This window comes from Blautia sp. DFI.6.71 (assembly GCF_020593585.1).
Lineage (GTDB): Bacteria > Bacillota > Clostridia > Lachnospirales > Lachnospiraceae > Blautia_A > Blautia_A wexlerae.
This window is the reverse complement of record NZ_JAJDMJ010000045.1, coordinates 1-20,901: the sequence shown is the minus strand read 5'-3', so window position 1 is coordinate 20,901 and position 20,901 is coordinate 1. Positions and strand designations below refer to the sequence as shown.

The window sequence follows — 20,901 nt, the reverse complement described above, 5'->3', positions numbered from 1 at the left end:
GAGGATGCAAATGAGTACAGTAACAATAGTCCTTCTGGTCATTCTTGTTATCCTGATCGCTGCACTGATCGGTTTATATTTCTTCGGAAAAAAAGCCCAGAAGAAACAGGAAGAACAGCAGGCTCAGATTGAAGCAACTAAACAAACCGTTTCCATGCTGGTTATCGATAAAAAGAGGATGCCACTGAAAGAATCCGGACTTCCTCAGATGGTAATTGAACAGACACCTAAACTTATGCGCCGTTCCAAGCTTCCAATCGTTAAAGCTAAAATCGGACCAAAGATTGCGATCATGATCGCAGATGAGAAGGTTTTCGACCTGATCCCGCTTAAGAAAGAAATCAAAGCCGAAGTAAGCGGTCTTTATATTGTAGGCGTAAAAGGAATCCGCGGTTCCCTTCAGACACCGGCTCCCAAAAAGAAAGGTTTCTTTGCAAAATTCAGGAAAGACAAAACTGCCAGATAAATGCAGTCAGACATATAAACTAAAGGTCAGTGAATCGTGTCATCCATACACACAGATCACTGACCTTTTTCTGTTTTGATCAGACAGATATCTGCAGCGAAGCAGAGAACTTATCAGATCTGATCAAATTGTAAAATTCTTACAGTCCTTTGGCTGTGCCTTAATCGCAAGATAACAGTCTGCCACATGCTCCTGGTTCATATCAAGCGCATAATCCACTTTCATGTCAAGACCGCCATCACTCTCCTGCAGATTCAGATTCGTCGCCGCAATCCCCATTTCAATAGTTCCATAGGGAGTGGTATAGTAAGTCATATTCTTCTTACCCTGTTCAAAAACCATATGAACATTGACCACACCTTTCTTGCGGACCTCCATTCCCTTCCGGGAAATTTTTATGTAATTGACGGTAGGTTCTGCAAAATCCTCCATGACTTCCTCATAGCGCAGATAATGACTTCCGTTCCGGAAATAATACTGTCCCGGTACAACAATCTCCAGAGGTTCCTGTTCACCGTCTGCATCCATTGTCTGAAGTCCCCTTACATGAATCAGCACTTCTTTATCCATTCTTCTCATACTCCTGTTTTTATACTGTTCAAAACCTGTTTTTATGTATCTATATTATAACCATTCAGCAATCTGCTGTTTTTAATACTTCTCAATATCTATTTTTTTCGTCATCTCTACATCATATGGAAGAATCGAATTGGCAAATGCCTTAAACTCATCTGCCAGATCACTCACATAGAAGCGATACGGAAATTCATTCTTCTCTGTACCTTCACCGGCAAGTCCTTTTTCCTCCAGAAGCCTTCCCAGCTCCAGTGCGGTTTCATAAGCCGGATTCACCAGACATACTCCGTCTCCCATGATCTTTCTGATGGTGGAACGAAGCAATGGATAATGAGTACATCCCAATATCAGTGTATCCACCTGCTTATCCTGAAGTTCCTTCAGATATCTGGCAGCGACCTCATCAGTCACCGGATCATGAAGCCACCCTTCTTCTACCAGTGGCACAAACAGCGGACATGCTTTGCCGAAAACAGTGATCTCCGGATCCAGATGCTTCAGATACTCTGCATGTATCCCACTTCCTACAGTTCCCACAGTACCAATGATTCCTACCCTCTTATTTCTGGTCTGGGCAGCCGCCACTTTAGCCCCCGGTTCTATCACGCCAATGATGGGAATGTCAAACTCATCCCTCACTGCATCCAGGGCAAAAGCGCTGGCTGTATTACATGCAACCACAATCGCCTTTACCTGCTGCTGCTGAAGAAAACGAATGATCTGCCGGGAATACCGGATGATAGTTTCCTTCGATTTACTTCCGTAAGGCACTCTCGCCGTATCACCAAAATATACGATTTTTTCTGAAGGAAGATTACGCATGATCTCACGCGCAACAGTCAGCCCTCCCACACCGGAATCAAATACTCCTATCGGTGCCTCTCTGTCTATTTTCATTGATTTCTATTCTCCATCTCTATTGATTGTCTCACTATTCTATCACCAATCAAGAGCCTGTGCAAGCCAGAAGGATATCTTTATGTCATCTTTCTGTCCTTTATTTTCCTCAGGGAACTGCGAGAAGCAGAATTTCGGGTACAATGTCCCCCACCATGCAGTAACTGCAGTCTGTTCCTGTCGTCTTTCAGCGATTTTTTCTATCTTCCCGGACATTCCCGGCATTGCTCTCATTATAAGAACACCAACAGCTGCCACGAACAGAACAAACGACAGTTTTCTTCTTAATTTTTTGTTCTTACTCTTTTTATTCATCATTGTCCCTCTCTCCTGTTATATCTTATCAGTTACCATATCTGCCTTTGTTATTTTCCTATATATTTTCTTATTTTATATGGGATTTCCAGGCATCACTTTAATATTTGGATTATGCCAATATTTTCCTGATTTATACTTCCACTTCCAGACTTCCATTTCTGATCTTCACAATCGGAAGTCGCAGGATTTTATCTTCTTTATATTTTTCATAGAAAAGCTCTCTGAGTGTCACAGCCGTAATATTTCCTCCTGACATTCTGTTTCGGATCAGTCCTGTAATATATTCTCCTGCTGATGAATTATCCTCTCCATGCCAGTTCAGGATCTCCCCTGCGTCCTCCGCTTCAAACACATAAAGATCTTCCCCCACAAAAATCTCCTGTTTCAGATAATCCAGCACCATTCTCCATCTTCCGTCCTCCACCAGTGTTCTCCCCATGACCAGAACCTGCAGATGCCCCATATCAAGAAGTTTTTCCTGTGACTGATCATACATTTTTTCAATCCGGGTGAAATCAGCACCACTGATCTGCAGAACCCGGGAACCGCCATCTTCTTCCTCTTTTCCCTGCCCCGTACTCTCAGAAAGATCCGGCATCCCATAGGTAAGACAGATTCCTTCTTCTGAGGCATCCACGCCAAGTGCCATAGGATACATTCTCTTCTCCGGTTCCACAGCCACACCACATCCGCTCATAAAAAGACTGACTGACAAAATCCCGGTCACCACACCGACTGCCCTTTTCCTCTGCTTCCTGCGGTGTCCCTTTCCTCTGATAAACATATAAAACTGGCAGATGAGAATTCCCGGGACGAAAATATGCGCCAGACACCATCCAAAATAATCCAGTATTCCTTTTCCCTCTTCTTCCAGAAGCGAAATCAGGAAAACCAGTGCCGGAAGCCAGAACCTCCCCCTACCAGGATGAGATTTCCCGATAATCTGATTTCCATAATACAGCAGACTCCCTATTGCAAAAAGCAGGCTGTAAAGCAGAAATCCCATCCACAGGATGTCAAATCTGGCCAGTACATTTCCCGGAAGATCTGCGCCTGCCAGCAGAGGCAGGACCGGATAACTTTCCGCCGCTACCCTGTCATATCCCAGAACTGCCGGAAGCAGAAGCTCCATTCCAATAAGAATCCCGCCAAGTGTCAGGATTCCTCCTGCCACCGTCTTTCCCGCACTTCCGTATTTCTCCACATTTCCCAACAGAAATGGCAGCAATGCAACCGGCGAAAAAGCACACAGAGTTCCATAAAAAGACTGACTGACATTTCTCACTGTAAGCTCCTCCCACCGGATTTCTCCCATGAGATATTCCGTTTTTGCCTGTGGCACACAAAGTATCATCATTATCATAATCCCGCCAAGAAGCAGACCACCTGATACTTCCGCCATTCTTCCTCTTCTCTGTACACCTTTGCAGGTTCCGACAGAACATACCAGAACCGCCCAGAATGCAATCCATCGGCCGGATACTCCTGTGATCAGCTTTACAGGAACCAGCCTCCTGAGAAGTGCCAGCAGATATCCTCCCGCCATCAACACATAGATCAGAAAAAAAATCCCGATCAGCCTTCCCGCAAAAGCACCTGCAGACTTTACCGGATCTTCAAATGAAGGTGTCAGCCGTATCAGCCAGATTACATAAAACCCAAGCAATATCAGCGCAAAAATCATTCCCGCCACTGCACTGATCCCGTTCATTCCACCCTTTCCGAAAACGCAGAGCATAAATGGTGCCAGTAATGCCAGTATCATCTGCCTGTACAGCTGCCTGTGGGAAATTCTGTTATTCTCTGCAAATCTCATGAACCGGACTCCTTTCTCTTTAAACGGATCTTCTGCTCCTCTCTTGCATAAAGCGGTCGTAATACCCTCTTGCGCAGCGGAACTCTCAGAATCCCTTCTCCTCTGCTGCCCTTCTGTTCTTTCTTTATAAAAGGAACCAGATAAGGAATACCAAAACTTATCAGGCCGGCCAGGTGCCCTATAACCAGATATACTCCCAGCACGATTCCGTAAATTCCCAGATAACCTCCCAGGATCAGAAACCCATACTTCACCAACCGAAATGCTGCTGCAAACTCTTCATTTGGAACAGTCATAGAGCCAAGCGCAGTCAACGCCACGATCATCACCACGATCGGACTCACAAGATTTGCCTCTACCGCTGCCTGTCCGATCACCAGTCCGCCAACAATGCCAATAGCATTTCCCAGAGATCCCGGAACTCTCACCCCAGCCTCCCGAATCAGTTCAAAAGCCAGTTCCAGAAAAATCAGTTCCACCACACTGGAAAAGGGCACTCCTTCCCTCGCCTCCGCAAAAGACAGTATCAGTGCAGATGGCAGAATCTGTGTATGGAAACGTATCACTGCCAGGTAAAGTCCCGGCAGAACAGTCGCCATGATCACAGCCAGATATCGCAGTATTCTGAGAAAGGAAGCCATCTCGAACCTGTGATACCAGTCCTCGCTGCTCTCCATGAAACTGCTAAAATTTCCCGGAAGGATCAATGCTTCCGGAGAATTGTCACACAGAATCACAACCTTACCTTTCAGGATTTCCTGCACAGCACGATCCGGACGTTCCGTTGTTTGATACTGAGGAAAAGGAGAATACCACACATCTTCTGTCAGCTGTTCAAGCATACCGCTGTCAAGGATTCCGTCAATCTGAAATTCTTCCAGCCGTTCCTTCACTTCTTCCAGAAGTCCCTCATGTACCAGGTCATCCATGTATAACACCTGCGTTAAGGTATGAGAGCGCACACCGATTTTATATTCTTCCACCTTGAGTCTGGTATCACGAAGCCTTTTTCTTACCAGTGCACTGTTACTTTTCACACTGTCCGAAAATCCTTCCCTTGAACCCCGCAGCACCTTTTCCGATTCTGCCTCCATCACACCTGTGGATGGATAACCTTTGCTGGAGATTTTCATCGCCTTGTCATATCCATCTATGAAAAACACTGCATTCCCTGCAAGCATGGCATCTATGGACTCGTCAAGATTCTCCAGTTTCTTTACATCTGCGATCCCAAGACTGTTATGCCTGACAAATTCCTGAATATCCTCCGGCGAAATCTCCCAGAAATGATTGATCATCTTTCCAAGAGCAGAATCATCCAGCATCATGTTGGAAACCGCAACTTCTATATAGACCATAAGGCAGTCCACCTTATGTTTATCTCCCAGACGCATGGGACGGATCAGAATATCACTGCAGTTTTCCAGCCTGCTTCGCAGATATTTCTCATTCTCCCTCAGATTTGCAGATACTTTCCGGGATTCTTCCAGCTTCTTCAATAATTTCCCACCTCGTTTCATACCGGTACATCGTTTTCGATGTACCAGACAGATCTGTTGCCAGTCGGCAATATTCATAAACCCACTTACATACATGGATGCGCAAAAAAAGAGAGGCATCCCGCCTCTCTTAGAATTTCCCGATATTCAGATATTATACCATTCTTATCTGTGTCCCCTGGATTTCTCTTTCTCTGCACGCTCACGTTCTGCATCCTCAGCCTCAATAGAACGCATGATAGCCATTCTCTGATTCTCGATATGCTGGAAAGAAAGCTGTTTCGCGCGTTCCACGTCGCGCTCTCTGATCGCCTTTGTCAGTTCCTCATGTTCCTTCACCAGAACATCTCGTGTTTCACCTTCTTTCAGATATTCCACACGATAACGATAAATCTGCTCACGCATATTGTTGAGTACCTGGATCAGCCTCTTATTATCAGAAGCCTGATAAATAACCTCATGGAATGCAACGTCAGCCTCCGCAAGCTTAACAAGATTTCCCTCTGCGATCGTATGTTCAAACTCCTTGGCAGCAAGCCAGAGTCTCCTCATTTCTTCTTCAGTCATACGGGCACATGCTTTCTCAATAGCTACATTCTCAAGAGCAATACGAACCTCCAGAACATCATTCAGATCCTTCTCTGTGATATTGGCAACCTGGGCACCACGTCTCGGGATCATCACTACCAGACCTTCCTGCTCCAGCTTACGCATTGCCTCTCTGATAGGAGTTCTGCTCACGCCAAGTCTCTCTGCCAGCGCAATCTCCATCAGTCTCTCACCAGGTTTCAGTTCGCCCTTCAGGATTGCCTGACGCAGCGTATTAAAAACCACATCCCTTAATGGAAGATATTCATTCATATTTACTGAAAAATCACTTGTCATTTGTATTCCCTCCTGCTTTCGTTACTTCTGTGGCAAAAACCGTCTTCGCCAGCCGGCTCTCTCTGAGAACCTCTGCTGCCGCCTCCATCTTCTCACGATTATCAAAGATTCCGAACACTGTAGGACCACTTCCACTCATCATCGCCTTTAACGCACCATGACTCTCCATCAGTGCTTTGATTTCGCCAATTACAGGATATTTCTCTATAATTCCCGGCTCAAAAACATTTCCCATCTTCTGTGTCATTGCCAGAAGATCTCCACGTTCTATATCTCCTATCATCCCGTCAATATCTGGATGAGAAGAAATCTTATCCAGCTGAAGGCTCTCATAGGCAGCTTTGGTGGAAACATTGATTCCGGGCTTACCGATCAGTACAAAACAGTCCGGCACCTGAGTGATCCTGGTCAGTTTCTCCCCGATCCCCTCTGCCAGGGCAGTTCCTCTCATCACACAGTACGGAACATCTGCCCCGATATTCACAGCACGATCCATCAGCTCCTTCTGGCTCAGTCCCAGTTTAAAAAGCCGGTTGATCCCCACCAGTGCAGCTGCCGCATCCGAGCTTCCGCCTGCCATACCTGCTGCCACAGGAATAAATTTCTCAAGATGGATATCCACACCACCCTTAACCTGAAATTCATCCATCAGAAGCTTCGCCGCCTTATACACCAGATTTCGTTCATCATTCGGAATATAGGAATAATTGACAGACAGGGAAATCCCCGGCTTCCTCACCCTCTTCATCTCCAGAACATCATACATCTGTATCGTCTGCATGATCATCCGGACTTCATGATAGCCATCCTCTCTCTTTCTGAGAATATCCAGTCCCAGATTTATCTTCGCCAATGCACGTAAACGCATAAAATCCTCCGTTTCCAACAATATCATCCGTATATAACTGTACTTTCGCAATTATATTTGTACTTTGTATACAATAAAACTCTTTGCGCATATTTTAAATCATTTTTTTTTAGTTTTCAATATAGGAGTTTTCATTTTTTCCGGAAATTTTTTTCATTATCATCCCTGCCTGACAAGAATTAACGACTGCCCCGGCTTTACCTCTTTTTCCGTAAGACTGTTCACACCCGAAATCTCATCCACAGTTGTATAAAATTTCTTTGCAATATCCCACAGGGTATCTCCGGCCTTTACAATATAGACCGTAATTCCCGGCATACTTTCCAGTTTCTTACGATCCAGCGGCTGTTCTTCCACAGATTCAATAAGCTGCTCTTCCCACTGTCTGAACACAAGCACATTCAGTCCCACCGCCGCCTTGACTTCAATCTCATCCCCATCTGCCATTGCAGTGGAAAGCTGTTCAAGGTCAGCCTGAAGTAAATATGTGCAATCCTTCCCGATCTCTTCTGCCTCGATCAGATGGGTAAACGGAAGCATGGCATCCATAGAATAAAACGGCATTTCATCATTTCCAATAATATACAGGATCTTGAGTGCCACAATTCCTTCTGCCACAATTCCCTTATCTGTAATCCTGGTCTTATCTACTTTTACCTTACCGCTACTGTGGCAAAGCTGCAAAACTTTTCCCTGACTCTCCTTAACTTCTATCCGGTCTGTCAGACGACACCTGGAAAAATTCCGTACCAGAAGACTTTCCAACATTTCCTTTTTCCGATGAAGAACACATTCTTTGTGTGGGCTGTATGCATCAAGAAGAAGTTCATGCTCCTCTTCCCTGTACATTTTCATATTTAATTCCAGTACCACATCCACCTGCAGGATACGTTCTTCACCATCCGGATCAGGCTTTACCTCTATCCCCTGATGAAGAAGAGACACCTCAATATGTGGGATCAGATCTTCCATACAGCCACTGCATTCCATCTCATTGGAAAAAGGCATGGTATACTCCAGCCACTGAGGTGGATTCTCCTCTTCATACCCTGTATACAGAAGAAAAACCGCAAGCTCTCCTTTCACCCGGAGTTTGTTCTCTCCCGGCCGCAGATCCAGATTCCTCGGTTCAGCCATATACCACAGAAGGTTTTCTACATTCGGTCTGTTTGACGCAAGAGTAATATCATCCTTAATGCGCAGAGTATCTTTTTTATGTACACGAAGACTCATAAGCCGGATTTTCTCCGTTTTCACAGAGACTTCCTGATCCTCTGCGGAAACCGGAAGTTCAACGACTGCCAGTTCATCTACCACTGCATAAAAAGTTACAATTGCTTTAATATTCAGTTTTCTGGAATGGATCATATGAACACTGAGATCCTCAATCTCCCATTTCAGACACAGCTTATCTCCCCCTTCGATTCCCTCCAGATTAATCATCTCATCCAGCGGAAGCTTCGCAGAAAGGCTGTAAATCCTGCCCTCTTTTTCTCCCACATAAAGCAAATCTGCATTTAATGTCCCTTTAAGAAGCGCTCTTCCTTCACTCAGCCTCACTTCCTCCATGGAAACATCCGCTTTGCTCTGCACCAGTCTCCCGATATCCGGTTTCACATCGGGCACATTATAGTCCTCGTCAAAAGTCGCCTGCGCTGCCGCTTTATTTTTGATCCGCAGCATCTGAATACTTTCTTTTTTTAATTCCAACCTGCTTCCTTCCTTTCTCTGTTTACTTTATGATAAAACCCAAAAATTCTATCGGTTTCTCTGTTTCTCTGATTTTCAGGACAATACAGGGATAAGACGGTTCACTGCCTGCATCCGCTTTCTCCGGACCTATCAGCCTTGTCTTGCAGAATACTGCGTTCTCTGATTCGGAAACCTCCTCCACCTGAATACTGTACCCTCCTGTAAGCTGCTCTCCATATCCCTTCATCAGATACCTTATATCTCCCACCTGATAGGTCATCTGAAATACATTCTTTTTCTTCTGTTCCATCAGTTCTGAAATCTCTTCCGGAATTTCCTCCTGCTTTACGATCGTATATTCCAGAGGTGTACGTTCGCCCTCCTCAATCCTGATAAACTGACAGCCCGCCGGCAAAAGAGCCAACAGCAACACACAGAGCAGTCCTCCTGTCCTTTTGCCCATAATGCACCCCTGCTCATTCTTCGCTAAATATTCTATGCCGGATACAGCCCTGTTATTACCATACTCTATGCTATATATCTGACAGTAACTGCTTTTCTGCAGGAAAGAATCCTGTCCTGAGTGCTTTATTTAATGCCAAAAAATCATTATACTATGATTTATTTCTTGCAGGATATCTCATAATTCCTTATAATAACTTCTATACTTATATATGGGCATCAGCATTATATAATGCCCGGAAAGGAATTAACGAATGATACGATTTATCCTCGTCTGTATTGTTGTGATCGGATACCTGATCCTGTCCATCCCCATCCTGCTGGTCGAATGGATCATCGGCAGATTTTCTCCTGAAAAGAAGGATATCAGCTCCCTTAGGATCATCCAGGCAGTATTCCGATTTATCCTTAAGATCACCGGTGCAAAGATTACTGTGATCGGAGAAGAAAATGTGCCAAAGGACACACCTGTACTTTATATCGGCAACCACAGAAGCTACTTCGACATACTTCTTACTTACTCCCGCTGTCCAATCCGTACAGGCTACATTGCCAAAAAAGAGATGGAGAAAATTCCTCTTCTTTCCACATGGATGCGTTATCTCCACTGTCTCTTCCTTGACAGGAAAGACATCAAACAGGGACTCAAAACGATCCTGACCGCAGTAGACAAAGTAAAATCCGGAATTTCCATCTGTATTTTCCCGGAAGGAACCCGAAACAGAAATAAAGATGAGCTGGACATGCTTCCCTTCCATGAAGGAAGCTTCAAAATCGCTACCAAGGCCAATTGCCCGATCATCCCAATTGCGATCAGCAATTCAGCCAACATTTTCGAGGCACACTTCCCGAAGATATCTCCTGCAAAAGTTGTAGTAGAATACGGTAAGCCGATCTATCCGGATGAACTGAGCAAAGAAGATAAGAGGCATGTCGGAGAATATACGCAAAACGTAATTCGCGAAATGCTTATAAAGAACAAAACACTGACCGAAAACTAATAAGACCATCGGCAGAGCGTAAAAACAAAAATTTACGCTCTGCCGGACTGTTATATATCAGAATTTCCATTGTATCTGGACTAATCCGGGAAATACCTTAAGTGACCTGATCATCTTATCAACTGTAAACCTCTTCTCCTCAAAATCAATCTCTCCCCACAGACTTATATTAGATGCTACCTTTTCCATCTGCTCCGGTGTCGCATGATTCTCCGCAAGCACCGATAATTTCTCCAGCTTTAACTGATGCATCTGGTCTATTTCTTCCACTCTCTGATTAATATAATCTGTCAGTGTTTCTCCGGCACCTGCCAGAGAATCCACAAGCAGAGAAATCTCCTTTTCCATTTCCTCAATCTCCCTGTAAATCTGCTTTACCTGCGGATTTTCATTTAACTTCGTATAAGCGGCAGGAGACTGTCCTTCGCGCAACTTACGTACCATCTCTTTATATACATAATTCTCCACATCTTCAGTATAAACCTTTCCGCACCCCGGGCAGGCTTTGTTGTTCAGACGCTTCGTACATCTCAGGTACTGTTTACCAGACTGTATTTTAATACTCATAAGTGCGTATCCGCAATTGCCACATTTCACTTTCCCTGCCAGCCATGTATTCACAGCTTTCCTATTGGCCTGAATCGTTTTATTTCTCATAAGCTTGATCCTGCAGTTCAGCCACTGCTTCGAAGACACAAGCCCTTCATGAGGTGCCACCACCAGCATATGACCCTTAAGATTTTGCAGCTTATCTGTCTGCGCATCCCGCCCCTGATAAAGATAACATCCATGAATCCCGTCAAACTGCTCCGGACTGCTTACTATATTGGTTCCATGGCTCCTGAAAAAACGGTACACATCCATATCAGCCCGCACATATACCGGATTTCTCAAAAGCTGGGCCAGCATGGAACGTATCAGTTCCTTTCCGTAGAACTGCACTCCCTTTTCCGCATAATATCTGGTGATATCCCCATAAGAAGTGTCCGGTTGTTCGTACATATCAAAAATTTCCCGCACAATTGCCGCTTCCCCGGGTTCTTCCACAAGCTTCTTTGTATGGATTCCCTCCATCAGGATCTCCTCAAGCCGATAACCATAAGGAGGCTTGCCGCCCATGCGAAAACCTTTCTGACTTCTGGAATAATATGCGTCGCTGACACGCTTCTGAATAGTCTCACGTTCCAGCTGCGCAAACACAATGCAAATATTTAACATTGCCCGTCCCATAGGTGTCGAAGTATCAAATTTCTCTGTAGAAGAGACAAATTCCACCTGATACTGCTGAAACAGATTCATCATATTGGAAAAATCCAGAATAGAACGGCTGATCCGGTCCAGCTTATACACGATCACTTTCTCCACTTCCCCTCTGCGGATATCTGTCAGAAGCTGCTGAAGCTGTGGTCTGACTGTATTCTTGCCGCTGTAACCCTTATCCTTGTACTCTTTGAAACTTCCACCCTTTAACTCGTACTTGCAGAACTCGATCTGACTTTCAATAGAAATACTGTCTGCTCTGTCCACTGACTGCCTTGCGTAGATTGCATTGATTCTCTTCATAGGGATCCTCCTTTGTGAAATGAAATAATTGTTGTTTTGCCGGGCAATGTTGTTACCGTTCACCCTGCATTCCGCAATACGTCTTGCAATGCACAGAATAAACAGTAACCGGCACTGTAACCATTCAACAATTCCTCCTCCGGGAAGAAAAACCTGAGCGATTACATTTTGTCAATACAATTACGATAACAAATATTTAAAAATGTGTAAATCGACTTTTTTCTATCTTTATGTATAGATTTTTCCGACAGTTTCATTGTATAATGATGTCATAAATATTCCTCTACAATCAACTCGTTCCTCTGCTGTCATTTACAACTGTCCTGTACCGTTACCGTTCACTCTATACCTGTGTCACCGACTAAAAGGAGATTTCCCATATGAGAAGAAAATGTACCGATTCCCTGATATACTGGAAAAAAAATCCCGGCCGCAAACCTTTAATCCTCCAGGGGCTTCGCCAGACAGGCAAGACCTGGCTGCTTATGGACTTCGGAAATAAGCAATACGAACATACACTCTACATCAATCTGGAAACAGACCGCTCTGCTGCAGACTATCTGTCTGTTCCACATGATCCACAGGAAGTACTGCTTTTTCTGGAAACCTGTGCAGGAAAACCACTGCGCCCTGCCTCTTCCCTTCTGATTCTTGACAATATCCAGTGCATTCCTCAGATTTCCACACTTCTTACTTCTATTGCCCTGGACTTTCCACAATATCACATTGCCTCTATCTATAAAGGTGTGGTTAACTCTGATTCTTTCTCCGTCCACGACTTTGATATCCTGACTCTGTATCCACTGGATTTTGAAGAATTTCTGTGGGCCAATGCTGAGTTTGCCCTTACAAGAGAAATCCGCAATCATTTCTCCGATTTCAGCTCAATGGGAAAGAAACTCCACGAAAAAGCCCTGTCACAGTTCCGTCTCTATCTGATCATCGGCGGAATGCCTGCTGCCATTATGGAATACAAAAAAGAAAAAAAGCTCCTGCTGGTACCTGACACCCAGCAAAAGCTCCTTAATCTTTTTCTCAACGATATTACTGCCCTGGCTCCAAAAGGAACCGCCCGCCACTGCCGCAATGCCTGGCTCTCGATCCCTGCACAGCTCGGCAGAACCAGCCGTAAATTCCAGTACACCCGCATTGCAAAAGGTGCTACTGCCAAAGTCTACCACGAACCCCTGCAGTGGCTGATCAGCACCGGACTTGCCATTCCCTGCCAGACAGCTGTCTGCAGCAAACCTTCGGAAACCTCCTTACATCTGTATCCTGTTGACACCGGATTATGCTCATGCATACTGAAAATCCCTGCCTTCCAGCTTCTGTCAGGAGAAGAAACCACCGCCGGTACAGCCTGTATCGAAACCTTTCTGGCACAGCACTTTATCCGGAATGGCTATGCCCTCTCCTACTGGTCCAGCGGCAACCAGGCGGAAGTTCCCTTTTTACTGTCCAAAAACAGTCATTTTATTGCCATAGACTACCGCACCACCCCACATCAGAAGTGCAGGAACCTTATGCAGCTGAATAAATCTTCTCTCTCTCCTGCACCCACGCAAATGTATTTAATCTCTGCCGAAGACTTCAGGCAAAAAGAAGCTTATCGGATCGTGCCTTTATATGCGGTATTTTGCATATAGAACGTGGCAGATACAACAGGCAAAAGCAGACTCCGGCCGGTAGTTCTTCTCGCTTTCACATCTTCGGAAACGAAGAAAAAACATCTTCAGCCATATCTCTCTGATATGGCTGAAAACTTTTTACGCATTGTTAAGGCTCTTACTGATAAGGTTTTCAGTTTACCAGTATTTTTTTACATAATTGACAGCTTCTTCCTGTGACAGGGAAAATTCATTCATGATATTTCTGACCGTATCTGCCTCACTGATATTAAAATTCCTGCAGGTCCTTACAGTCGCACGAATACCTTCAAGGATACCTTCCCATCGACCTTCCTGACGCCCCTCCTGTCTTCCTTCTAGTCTGCCTTCCCGTCTGCCTTTCTGACGGCCTTCTTCGACACCTTCCTGTCTTAACTCTTCCAATGCATTACACATATTGATCTGCCCTCCTCTCTGCTCCGATTCCATAGCATGATCGATCAGTTTCTGTGATTCTGTAATAGCACCTATCACAATGCCCAGATCTGCCGGGATATCATGGTCACTGTAGACTTCTTTGATCTTCGCATAATCCCTGGCATAGATCAGGCGGCTCATATCAAACACTATGTTTACATCCGGATCACTGAAACACAGTTCCCCACTTGATCTTACCTGGACCAGATTCATACGGTAATCAGATACCAGTGGTTCTATCTTTTCGGGGATCTCCAGCATATCCTTCAGGGAAAACGGACCATCCCATTCACTTTCTCCATAGTATACACACAGACTAATTACCGGATGCAGCCGGTCGGTCTTCTTAAAACCTGACAGGAATTCATCCGCTGAATGGAAATCCCCGTTTTTCTTATTTACTGCTGCAATCTCATCATATTCTTTCATGTAAGAAAACGCATCTCCGACCATATGACGCAGCGGCATCGCATAATGGATCTTTGCCTGATTTTCCAGTCCCCAGAGAACAAAGTCCACACCATATGCCGTCTTCTTTACAACATCCAGGATCGGCTCCGGTCATTGCGATCGGAGTCTTTCTTTTTAATAAACCTATACCATATATTCTAACAGAATCTTATCCTTATATTGCTTTCTGCTATTTCAAGGTGTATCTGACTCCCCTGCCTGCACCTGTTTTTTTCAGGATTTTCTTTTCAATCAGGCTGTTCAGAGTACGTACTGCTTTACTCTTTTCCATTTCTGCTGCTTTCTCAATTTCTGATCTTGACATTTTTTCTTTTCCCTTAAGGATTCTGACCAGTATCTGTTCGGCTTCATTCAGATTATAGTTTTCCCTTATAACAGGAAGAATTACTTTAATAGAATTACGGAAACACTGGTACGATGGTTTTATCAGTGCATTCCTGTAAGCATGATTGATCCTCATGATTCCGGTTCCAAATTTCTCAATATATTTCAGCCGGAAGAACACATTTCCGATAATAGGATTTCTGAGTATGGATATCTGACCATTCAGGTATTCCTCTTCGCTGATTCCGGCAGGAAGCCCTCCCGGAGAACTGATCTCAATCCTGTCCGCATACATACTGACTTTTATAGATGCCGGGATATCCCACATTCGATGGATCAGAGCATTGGCTATTGCTTCCCTGAAGGCTTTTTCCGGGATTTTGTCAATACATTTCCTTTCGGCTCCCTCTATTTTTTCATACTGATAATACTTTCGGAACATCTGAAGTGTTTTTTCCAACTGAGAAAGTATGGAAATATTTTCCAGTGATTCCCTGTCCATGATCTCATCTATGGTATCACCAAAACGTATGATATCTATTCCCGTAAACTGATTATCATCAGCAAGAAGTGCAGCTGCATTATTGAACCCACTCTGATCAGAATACAGTTCAAGAGTTTTTAAAATATCTTTATTGATCTTCTCAATGCCCATCACCCGGATAAATTCTGTTTCCAATTTAGCAAAAGTAAGCTGCTGATTGAATGAAGTGATCTCCTCAAAAGTCTGATTACAGCCCTCCAGGATCAACCGGTTATATTCCAGACGATCCACTTCAACTGTAGAAGAATCATTTCTTTTATAAGCTTTACCTTTATAGAGATAAGGCTTATACCTGCCTTCATAAACAGTGAGCACAATCGTATTTTCCTGTATCTCCAGACGGAACTCCGGCACAGGACTGAGACTGTCGTTGATCTTATTCTCCAGATTCAAGCATCCGTTCACGGGATCTGTTATGCCGATGATGTTCCCCTGATCATTGATTCCAAATATAATCTTTCCTTCGCCATAATTAGCATAGGCACTGATTGTTTTCAGAAACGTGTTAGATGACAGATTTTCCTTATATTCCAATGTTCTGCTTTCCCTCATGATACATTCTCCTCCACATTTTCAACCATTTGAAATCCAATATTGATTTATAATATATAGTATAAAATCGTTCCAATCGAAATGCAACGATTTCTTTTTTCGTTTCATATAGAATACAACGATTTATATAATCATCAAATATAATTCCGCCGATCAACAGCCAACGTAATTGTATAATTGTGAAATAATAAATATTATACGTAAATAATACAGTTATAAATCATTTCATTTTAACTTTTATTTCTATATTGCTCTACTCAAAACAATTTTTTTCCACAAAATCAACCTATCCACTACCCAAAGGGGAACTATAATCATGACAAAGATTAAGAATACGAAGAAAGGCATGGCTAAGAAAACCTTAAGTATGTCTCTCGTCGTTGCAATGCTGGCAACCTCTAACGTGCCGGTTTGGGCTGCTGAGTTCAGTGATGGAAGTGATGCAGCAGTTGCTACAGAAGCAGATACATTCGTTACAGATGCGGAAGCTCCTGTAGTTGAAGACACAGAAGAAACTACTCCTGCATCTATTATGGTAAATGAAGGTGATATTTCTGTTAACTTATCTGTAAGTAGTACAAATGTTGTATGGGGTGACAATGCAACAGTAAGTGGTACTGTTACTAAAAAAGATGGTAGCAATATTGATAACGGATGGAAATATCGTTGGGTTGATGAGAATGGTGTTGCTGTTGTAGCTTCCAAAGGCAAAAAAAAGGTAACAAAATCAGATGCAATGAGTTTAAAAAATGTATCTAAAGATTTTGCCGGTAAAACATTAACTCTGTATGTATACGATACAGATGAAAATGATCAGGTTCTTTATGATATCAATACACAGATTGTTGTCAAGATTGAGAAAAGATCTATTAAAAAAGTTGAATTTAATACTACTGTACAGCCTCAGGCAAAAATAGAATACAATGGATTTGCTCAGAGTATTGGTGATTCATTTTTTGTAACTGATGAAAAGGGTGATCTTGTAACAGCTGACAATTATGAAACCGTTTCAACAAGTGGAACTGTTGTTGGCGATGAAATCGCAACCACTGTAACTGCAAAAGAAGACTCTCCATATATTGGAAGTTCTAAAATGGTTATAGGTAAAATTGTTAAGAGAAAACTCCAGTCAACAGATATTGTTGCTAATACAACAAAGGGTCAGACTTATCAGTATACTGGTAGTACAATTACTGTTCCTAAAGACACACTTACCTTAAAAGAATCTGCTTCTGTTAATAACGGAGAAGATGGATTATTAAGTGGTGCTGATCTGTCCTCAACAATCAAAAAAGGTACTGTTACTGGTGCTAATATTGGAGAAGAAAAAGTAACTGTTGCTGTTGATCCTGATAAATTTGATAACATTGATTTAAATGGAACAACATCTTTCCAGACAGAGGAAACAGTAACAATTGCTAAACGTGATCTTTCCACAGCTGGAACTAAGATTTCAGTGAAAACTTTAAGTGGACAGATTCCTACTAATATCCCTGTGAATCAGTTAGTTAATTACTTAACATTTACTGGTGTGGAAGGTTCAGATCTTTCTGCAATCAGAGATGCAAAAGATGAATATACAACTATCGTAAAGAATGCTGATGGAACAGATGCTACAGAATTTAAAAACGGAAGTACATACACAGTTACTGTAAGAGCAACAGATAAAGGACATTGTACTGGCGAACAGACTTTTACAGTTGTTGCAACTGCAGCAGCATTAGAGAGCGTAACTGCAGTTAAAACATATGAATCAACTTACAACGGAGACGAAATTAAGCCGTCTAAGAGTGATCTTGGTGAATTAAGCATTCAGTATTACAATGAAAAAGGTGTTCTTACCAGTGAAAAATTAGGTACCGATGCATATGAAATTACCGGATATACTAATAACGTTAATGCTACTAAGAAATATAACGGAACAACACCAGAACCTACTGCATATGTAAATATTAAAATTACAAGTGGAACATATAAAGATCAGACAGCATCAGTTGCATTCCTGATTAATCCACTGGAAGTTACATCTGAATATGTTACTGTTCAGAAAAATATTTCCATTAACAATACTTATACAAAAGCTTCTGAATATCAGGTACCTGTAACTGTAGTTGCTAAAGATCATGTTACTGGTACTGCAAGTCATAAGATTGTTAAAACTTTAGATGCCGCTGATTATAAAGTGGAATATAAGTTTGTTGATGGTGCTAACTCTGCATCAGCAGGAACTGCAACTAACGAACTTCACGATTATATCAGAACAACTGTAACAATCACAAATACTAACTACATCTATGGTACCAAAAACGGAAAGACTATAGATAATCTTAATGCAAAAAATGATACTGAAATCACAGCTAAACAGCTGACAGATTCTATGGTTGTTGTTACTCCTTCAACTTACACATATACAGGTGGAAAGATTACACCGAATTATGCTGTGATTGATGGTGCAATTGCACTTTATAAATATGGCGAAGTAACAGATGATAAAGCTGAATATAAAGAAGTTTCCATTACTGATGCAGTTAATGTAGGAACTGGAAAAATTACTGTAGAAGGTTATAAACCAAATGATTTCTATTCAGGAACAGCTACTGGAACATTTACAATTACCGCTGCAAATACAGCTGATGTAAAAGTGGCAATTGCTGACCAGGATTACACTGGCAAACAGGTAAGACCTCGTAAATTTACAGCTACTTTAAATGGAAATGATGTATCCGACCAGTTTGAAATTGTTTCCTATGGTGAGAACGTTGAAGCTGGAACTGGAACGGTTGTTTTGAAACCATTGGATGGAAACAAGAACTTTACAGGTTCTAATATCACAGCAAACTTTAATATCGTAAAAGAAAAAATCAAAGCTGATATCAGTGTTTATGATGATAAAGGATTTGATGTGACTAAGAAATCTACTGCAACTGTTGTTAAGGATAGCGATGAAAATGTAATTGGTGTAGCGGCTGATAGTAAAACTCCATTTACATTTGATGGAAATGCACATACTTTTGCAAAAGCATTATTAAGCAACATTAAAAAGGTGACTCCTGATGGGGTGAAAACAACAGCAAAAGAAAGTGACTTTGAAATTAAATATGCTGACAATATTACAGGTAAATTCATTAGTAACGGATTTGAAAATATTGGTTATATCTATGCAGTAGCTAAAGAGGGAACAGGATTTGCAGGAACTAAGACAATTGTTACTTCTGACGGTACAATTATCAACGGTGTTGTTGCATACATCCCATTCTCTATTAAATCTGTCAAATTTGTTGCTAAGAATGTCAGCATTAAAAATGGCACATATGCAGCTGGCCTTCAGGTTAAACCTGAAGTATTGATTCAGATTGGTGGAAGTACATTAGTCGAAGGAAAAGATTATACACTTAGATTAATTGACAATGCAGGCAATACCGTAACTCCTATCGATACAACAGTTGGTAATATTTATGGTATAGAAGTCAAAGGTATTAACGGATATATGCAGTCAGGTGTTGCAACAACTGACACAGCTTACACCAAAGCAAACTTAACATGGGGCGTTGATAAGAAAAATATCAATGATTGTACTGTAACTGTAAAAGATGGTGTTGTAACTGTATTAAACGGATATCTGCCGGTTGCTTCCACAGAATATACTTCTGAGAAGAATGCAGATGGAACATATACTGTAAAAGCAAACAGCGCATCCAAAAACTATACAGGTTCCAAGACAGTATCCGCTGAAGGAAAAGCAGAAGACGAAAAACCGGATGCTCCAATGATCAGTAAAGTAACTGTTACTGGAAACAAAGCAACAGTCATTCTTTCCGGTGATTCTGAAGGTGCTGCTGGTTATGATTATGTAATCTCTACAGATCGTGACTGCATTACAAATAAAAATTATACTTCTGTAAATAAGAATCAGGTTAGTACATCTACTACATTTAAGTATGTACAGCAGGAAACATACTATGCATACTGCCATGCTTGGAAACGTGATGAAAACGGTAAGAAAGTATTCAGTGACTGGTCTAATGCATATCCATTCGTTGTATCTGCAATTACACCAGATGCTCCGGTTATCACAAACGTAAAAGTAAGTGGAACAACTGTAAAAGTAACATATAAAGCTGCTAAAAATGCAACTGGTTACGATGTAGTACTTGGAACATCCTCCAAAAAAGAAAACGGTGAGACTCGTCCATATCACTATGGCGATCACAAGATCCTGAACCTCAAAGAAGGTACAGTAACAGCTACATTTAAGAATGTACCAAAAGGAAGCTGGACAGTTGGAATGCATGCGTTCAACAGAACTTCCGAAGATGGCAAGAAAGTATTCAGCCCATGGTCCAATCTTAAAAAAATCACTGTAAAATAATCCATTTGGGTAATTTTATATAAGATTCCAACAGGCAGGACGGGGCATAATCATGAATTATGCCCCATTCTTGCAATACAAAAGAAATATGTTTTTTCAGATAATGAAGGAGAAAAAGAATATGGGATTAAAAGAACGTAGAAAAAAAATTATGGCTTTAATGCTTGTTGCTTGTGTAGCAGGAACTAGTACTGTACCTGTAACTGCTTCTGATGTAAGTGTATTTTCTGATGGAACTACTGAAAGCAATGAGACAACAACCAAATATGTTAATTTTATTTTTGAAACAGAAGACGGAGAAAATGTTGGAGGCGGTGATATCATCATTGATAAGGCTAGGACAGTAATCCATGCAAGTGAACTGGCTGACTTAATCCCTAGCGGCTATGAACTTTGTGAAACTGGCGACATCTATGTCGGAAATGACTCCTCTGTTACAATCAAAGTCAGAAAACCGGTAACAACCAAATATGTTAATTTTATTTTTGAAACAGAAGACGGAGAAAATGTTGGA

Annotated in this window: 17 protein-coding genes; 5 read left to right on the top strand and 12 right to left on the bottom strand. The window is 42.2% G+C overall.

From position 1 onward, the window contains the following. Nucleotides 1-10: 10 nt before the first annotated feature. Nucleotides 11-466, top strand: coding sequence for a hypothetical protein (locus LJE12_RS15295; RefSeq protein WP_177961681.1), 456 nt, complete (start codon nt 11-13; stop codon nt 464-466). A gap of 123 nt (nt 467-589) precedes the next feature. On the opposite strand, the gene LJE12_RS15290 is transcribed toward LJE12_RS15295, so the two are convergent. The 9 genes from LJE12_RS15290 to LJE12_RS15250 all read right to left on the bottom strand — a co-directional run bounded on the left by LJE12_RS15290 (nt 590) and on the right by LJE12_RS15250 (nt 9,480). Beyond that, nucleotides 590-1,036 carry a DUF1934 domain-containing protein gene (locus LJE12_RS15290; protein WP_020993305.1) on the bottom strand — a complete coding sequence of 149 codons (447 nt, stop codon included), beginning with the start codon at nt 1,034-1,036 and terminating at the stop codon, nt 590-592. Nucleotides 1,037-1,117: 81 nt separating this feature from the next. Then, nucleotides 1,118-1,939 carry a glutamate racemase gene (murI, locus tag LJE12_RS15285; protein ID WP_008707727.1) on the bottom strand — a complete coding sequence of 274 codons (822 nt, stop codon included), beginning with the start codon at nt 1,937-1,939 and terminating at the stop codon, nt 1,118-1,120. A 42-nt stretch (nt 1,940-1,981) separates the two neighbouring features. Continuing rightward, on the bottom strand, nt 1,982-2,257 hold the full coding sequence (locus LJE12_RS15280) for a hypothetical protein (protein WP_227227027.1): 276 nt from the start codon (nt 2,255-2,257) through the stop codon (nt 1,982-1,984). A gap of 130 nt (nt 2,258-2,387) precedes the next feature. Further along, complete coding sequence (locus LJE12_RS15275; RefSeq protein WP_173697321.1) at nt 2,388-4,073, bottom strand: GerAB/ArcD/ProY family transporter; 1,686 nt, start codon at nt 4,071-4,073, stop codon at nt 2,388-2,390. Further along, entirely contained in the window at nt 4,070-5,593 is a 1,524-nt protein-coding gene (locus tag LJE12_RS15270) for a spore germination protein (protein ID WP_044951718.1), read from the bottom strand. Before LJE12_RS15270 ends, LJE12_RS15275 begins: the two co-directional genes overlap by 4 nt. A 144-nt stretch (nt 5,594-5,737) precedes the next feature. Then, nucleotides 5,738-6,457, bottom strand: coding sequence for a GntR family transcriptional regulator (locus LJE12_RS15265; protein ID WP_008707732.1), 720 nt, complete (start codon nt 6,455-6,457; stop codon nt 5,738-5,740). After that, nucleotides 6,447-7,325, bottom strand: coding sequence for a 4-(cytidine 5'-diphospho)-2-C-methyl-D-erythritol kinase (gene ispE, locus LJE12_RS15260; RefSeq protein WP_055060429.1), 879 nt, complete (start codon nt 7,323-7,325; stop codon nt 6,447-6,449). Before ispE ends, LJE12_RS15265 begins: the two co-directional genes overlap by 11 nt. A 159-nt stretch (nt 7,326-7,484) precedes the next feature. Next, the gene (locus tag LJE12_RS15255) at nt 7,485-9,035 is read right to left on the bottom strand and encodes a DUF3794 and LysM peptidoglycan-binding domain-containing protein (RefSeq protein ID WP_025580667.1); all 1,551 of its coding nucleotides are present in this window, start codon (nt 9,033-9,035) and stop codon (nt 7,485-7,487) included. Between the two features lie 22 nt (nt 9,036-9,057). Beyond that, nucleotides 9,058-9,480: a protease complex subunit PrcB family protein gene (locus LJE12_RS15250; protein WP_025580668.1), complete on the bottom strand. Its 423-nt coding sequence runs from the start codon at nt 9,478-9,480 to the stop codon at nt 9,058-9,060. Nucleotides 9,481-9,733: 253 nt separating this feature from the next. On the opposite strand from LJE12_RS15250, the gene LJE12_RS15245 reads away from it, so the two are divergent. Continuing rightward, nucleotides 9,734-10,480, top strand: coding sequence for a lysophospholipid acyltransferase family protein (locus LJE12_RS15245; RefSeq protein ID WP_177968249.1), 747 nt, complete (start codon nt 9,734-9,736; stop codon nt 10,478-10,480). Nucleotides 10,481-10,537: 57 nt separating this feature from the next. On the opposite strand, the gene LJE12_RS15240 is transcribed toward LJE12_RS15245, so the two are convergent. After that, a complete protein-coding gene (locus LJE12_RS15240; RefSeq protein WP_227227028.1) occupies nt 10,538-12,043 on the bottom strand; it encodes a recombinase family protein in 1,506 nt (501 codons plus the stop codon). A gap of 380 nt (nt 12,044-12,423) precedes the next feature. On the opposite strand from LJE12_RS15240, the gene LJE12_RS15235 reads away from it, so the two are divergent. Next, on the top strand, nt 12,424-13,689 hold the full coding sequence (locus LJE12_RS15235) for an ATP-binding protein (protein WP_227227029.1): 1,266 nt from the start codon (nt 12,424-12,426) through the stop codon (nt 13,687-13,689). Nucleotides 13,690-13,848: 159 nt separating this feature from the next. Here LJE12_RS15235 and LJE12_RS15230 read toward each other — a convergent pair whose 3' ends face one another. Both LJE12_RS15230 and LJE12_RS15225 read right to left on the bottom strand, forming a co-directional pair. Continuing rightward, nucleotides 13,849-14,646 (bottom strand): hypothetical protein, encoded by a 798-nt coding sequence (locus LJE12_RS15230; RefSeq protein WP_227227030.1) that lies wholly within the window; start codon nt 14,644-14,646, stop codon nt 13,849-13,851. Nucleotides 14,647-14,767: 121 nt separating this feature from the next. Continuing rightward, nucleotides 14,768-16,018, bottom strand: coding sequence for an ATP-binding protein (locus LJE12_RS15225; RefSeq protein ID WP_227227031.1), 1,251 nt, complete (start codon nt 16,016-16,018; stop codon nt 14,768-14,770). A gap of 316 nt (nt 16,019-16,334) precedes the next feature. Between LJE12_RS15225 and LJE12_RS15220 the strand changes: the two genes are divergently transcribed. Beyond that, a complete protein-coding gene (locus tag LJE12_RS15220; RefSeq protein ID WP_227227032.1) occupies nt 16,335-20,387 on the top strand; it encodes a hypothetical protein in 4,053 nt (1,350 codons plus the stop codon). Between the two features lie 121 nt (nt 20,388-20,508). Then, on the top strand, nt 20,509-20,901 hold a 393-nt coding region (locus tag LJE12_RS15215), incomplete at its 3' end, for a hypothetical protein (protein ID WP_227292258.1).

Bases quoted from the DNA above. Each gene is read 5' to 3' on its own strand.
- ispE (WP_055060429.1), bottom strand. From the start codon at position 7,325: ATGCGTTTACGTGCATTGGCGAAGATAAATCTGGGACTGGATATTCTC.
- LJE12_RS15265 (WP_008707732.1), bottom strand. From the start codon at position 6,457: ATGACAAGTGATTTTTCAGTAAATATGAATGAATATCTTCCATTAAGG.
- LJE12_RS15240 (WP_227227028.1), bottom strand. From the start codon at position 12,043: ATGAAGAGAATCAATGCAATCTACGCAAGGCAGTCAGTGGACAGAGCA.
- LJE12_RS15290 (WP_020993305.1), bottom strand. From the start codon at position 1,036: ATGGATAAAGAAGTGCTGATTCATGTAAGGGGACTTCAGACAATGGAT.
- LJE12_RS15235 (WP_227227029.1), top strand. From the start codon at position 12,424: ATGAGAAGAAAATGTACCGATTCCCTGATATACTGGAAAAAAAATCCC.
- LJE12_RS15280 (WP_227227027.1), bottom strand. From the start codon at position 2,257: ATGATGAATAAAAAGAGTAAGAACAAAAAATTAAGAAGAAAACTGTCG.
- LJE12_RS15295 (WP_177961681.1), top strand. From the start codon at position 11: ATGAGTACAGTAACAATAGTCCTTCTGGTCATTCTTGTTATCCTGATC.
- LJE12_RS15225 (WP_227227031.1), bottom strand. From the start codon at position 16,018: ATGAGGGAAAGCAGAACATTGGAATATAAGGAAAATCTGTCATCTAAC.
- murI (WP_008707727.1), bottom strand. From the start codon at position 1,939: ATGAAAATAGACAGAGAGGCACCGATAGGAGTATTTGATTCCGGTGTG.
- LJE12_RS15270 (WP_044951718.1), bottom strand. From the start codon at position 5,593: ATGAAACGAGGTGGGAAATTATTGAAGAAGCTGGAAGAATCCCGGAAA.
- LJE12_RS15275 (WP_173697321.1), bottom strand. From the start codon at position 4,073: ATGAGATTTGCAGAGAATAACAGAATTTCCCACAGGCAGCTGTACAGG.
- LJE12_RS15245 (WP_177968249.1), top strand. From the start codon at position 9,734: ATGATACGATTTATCCTCGTCTGTATTGTTGTGATCGGATACCTGATC.
- LJE12_RS15220 (WP_227227032.1), top strand. From the start codon at position 16,335: ATGACAAAGATTAAGAATACGAAGAAAGGCATGGCTAAGAAAACCTTA.
- LJE12_RS15250 (WP_025580668.1), bottom strand. From the start codon at position 9,480: ATGGGCAAAAGGACAGGAGGACTGCTCTGTGTGTTGCTGTTGGCTCTT.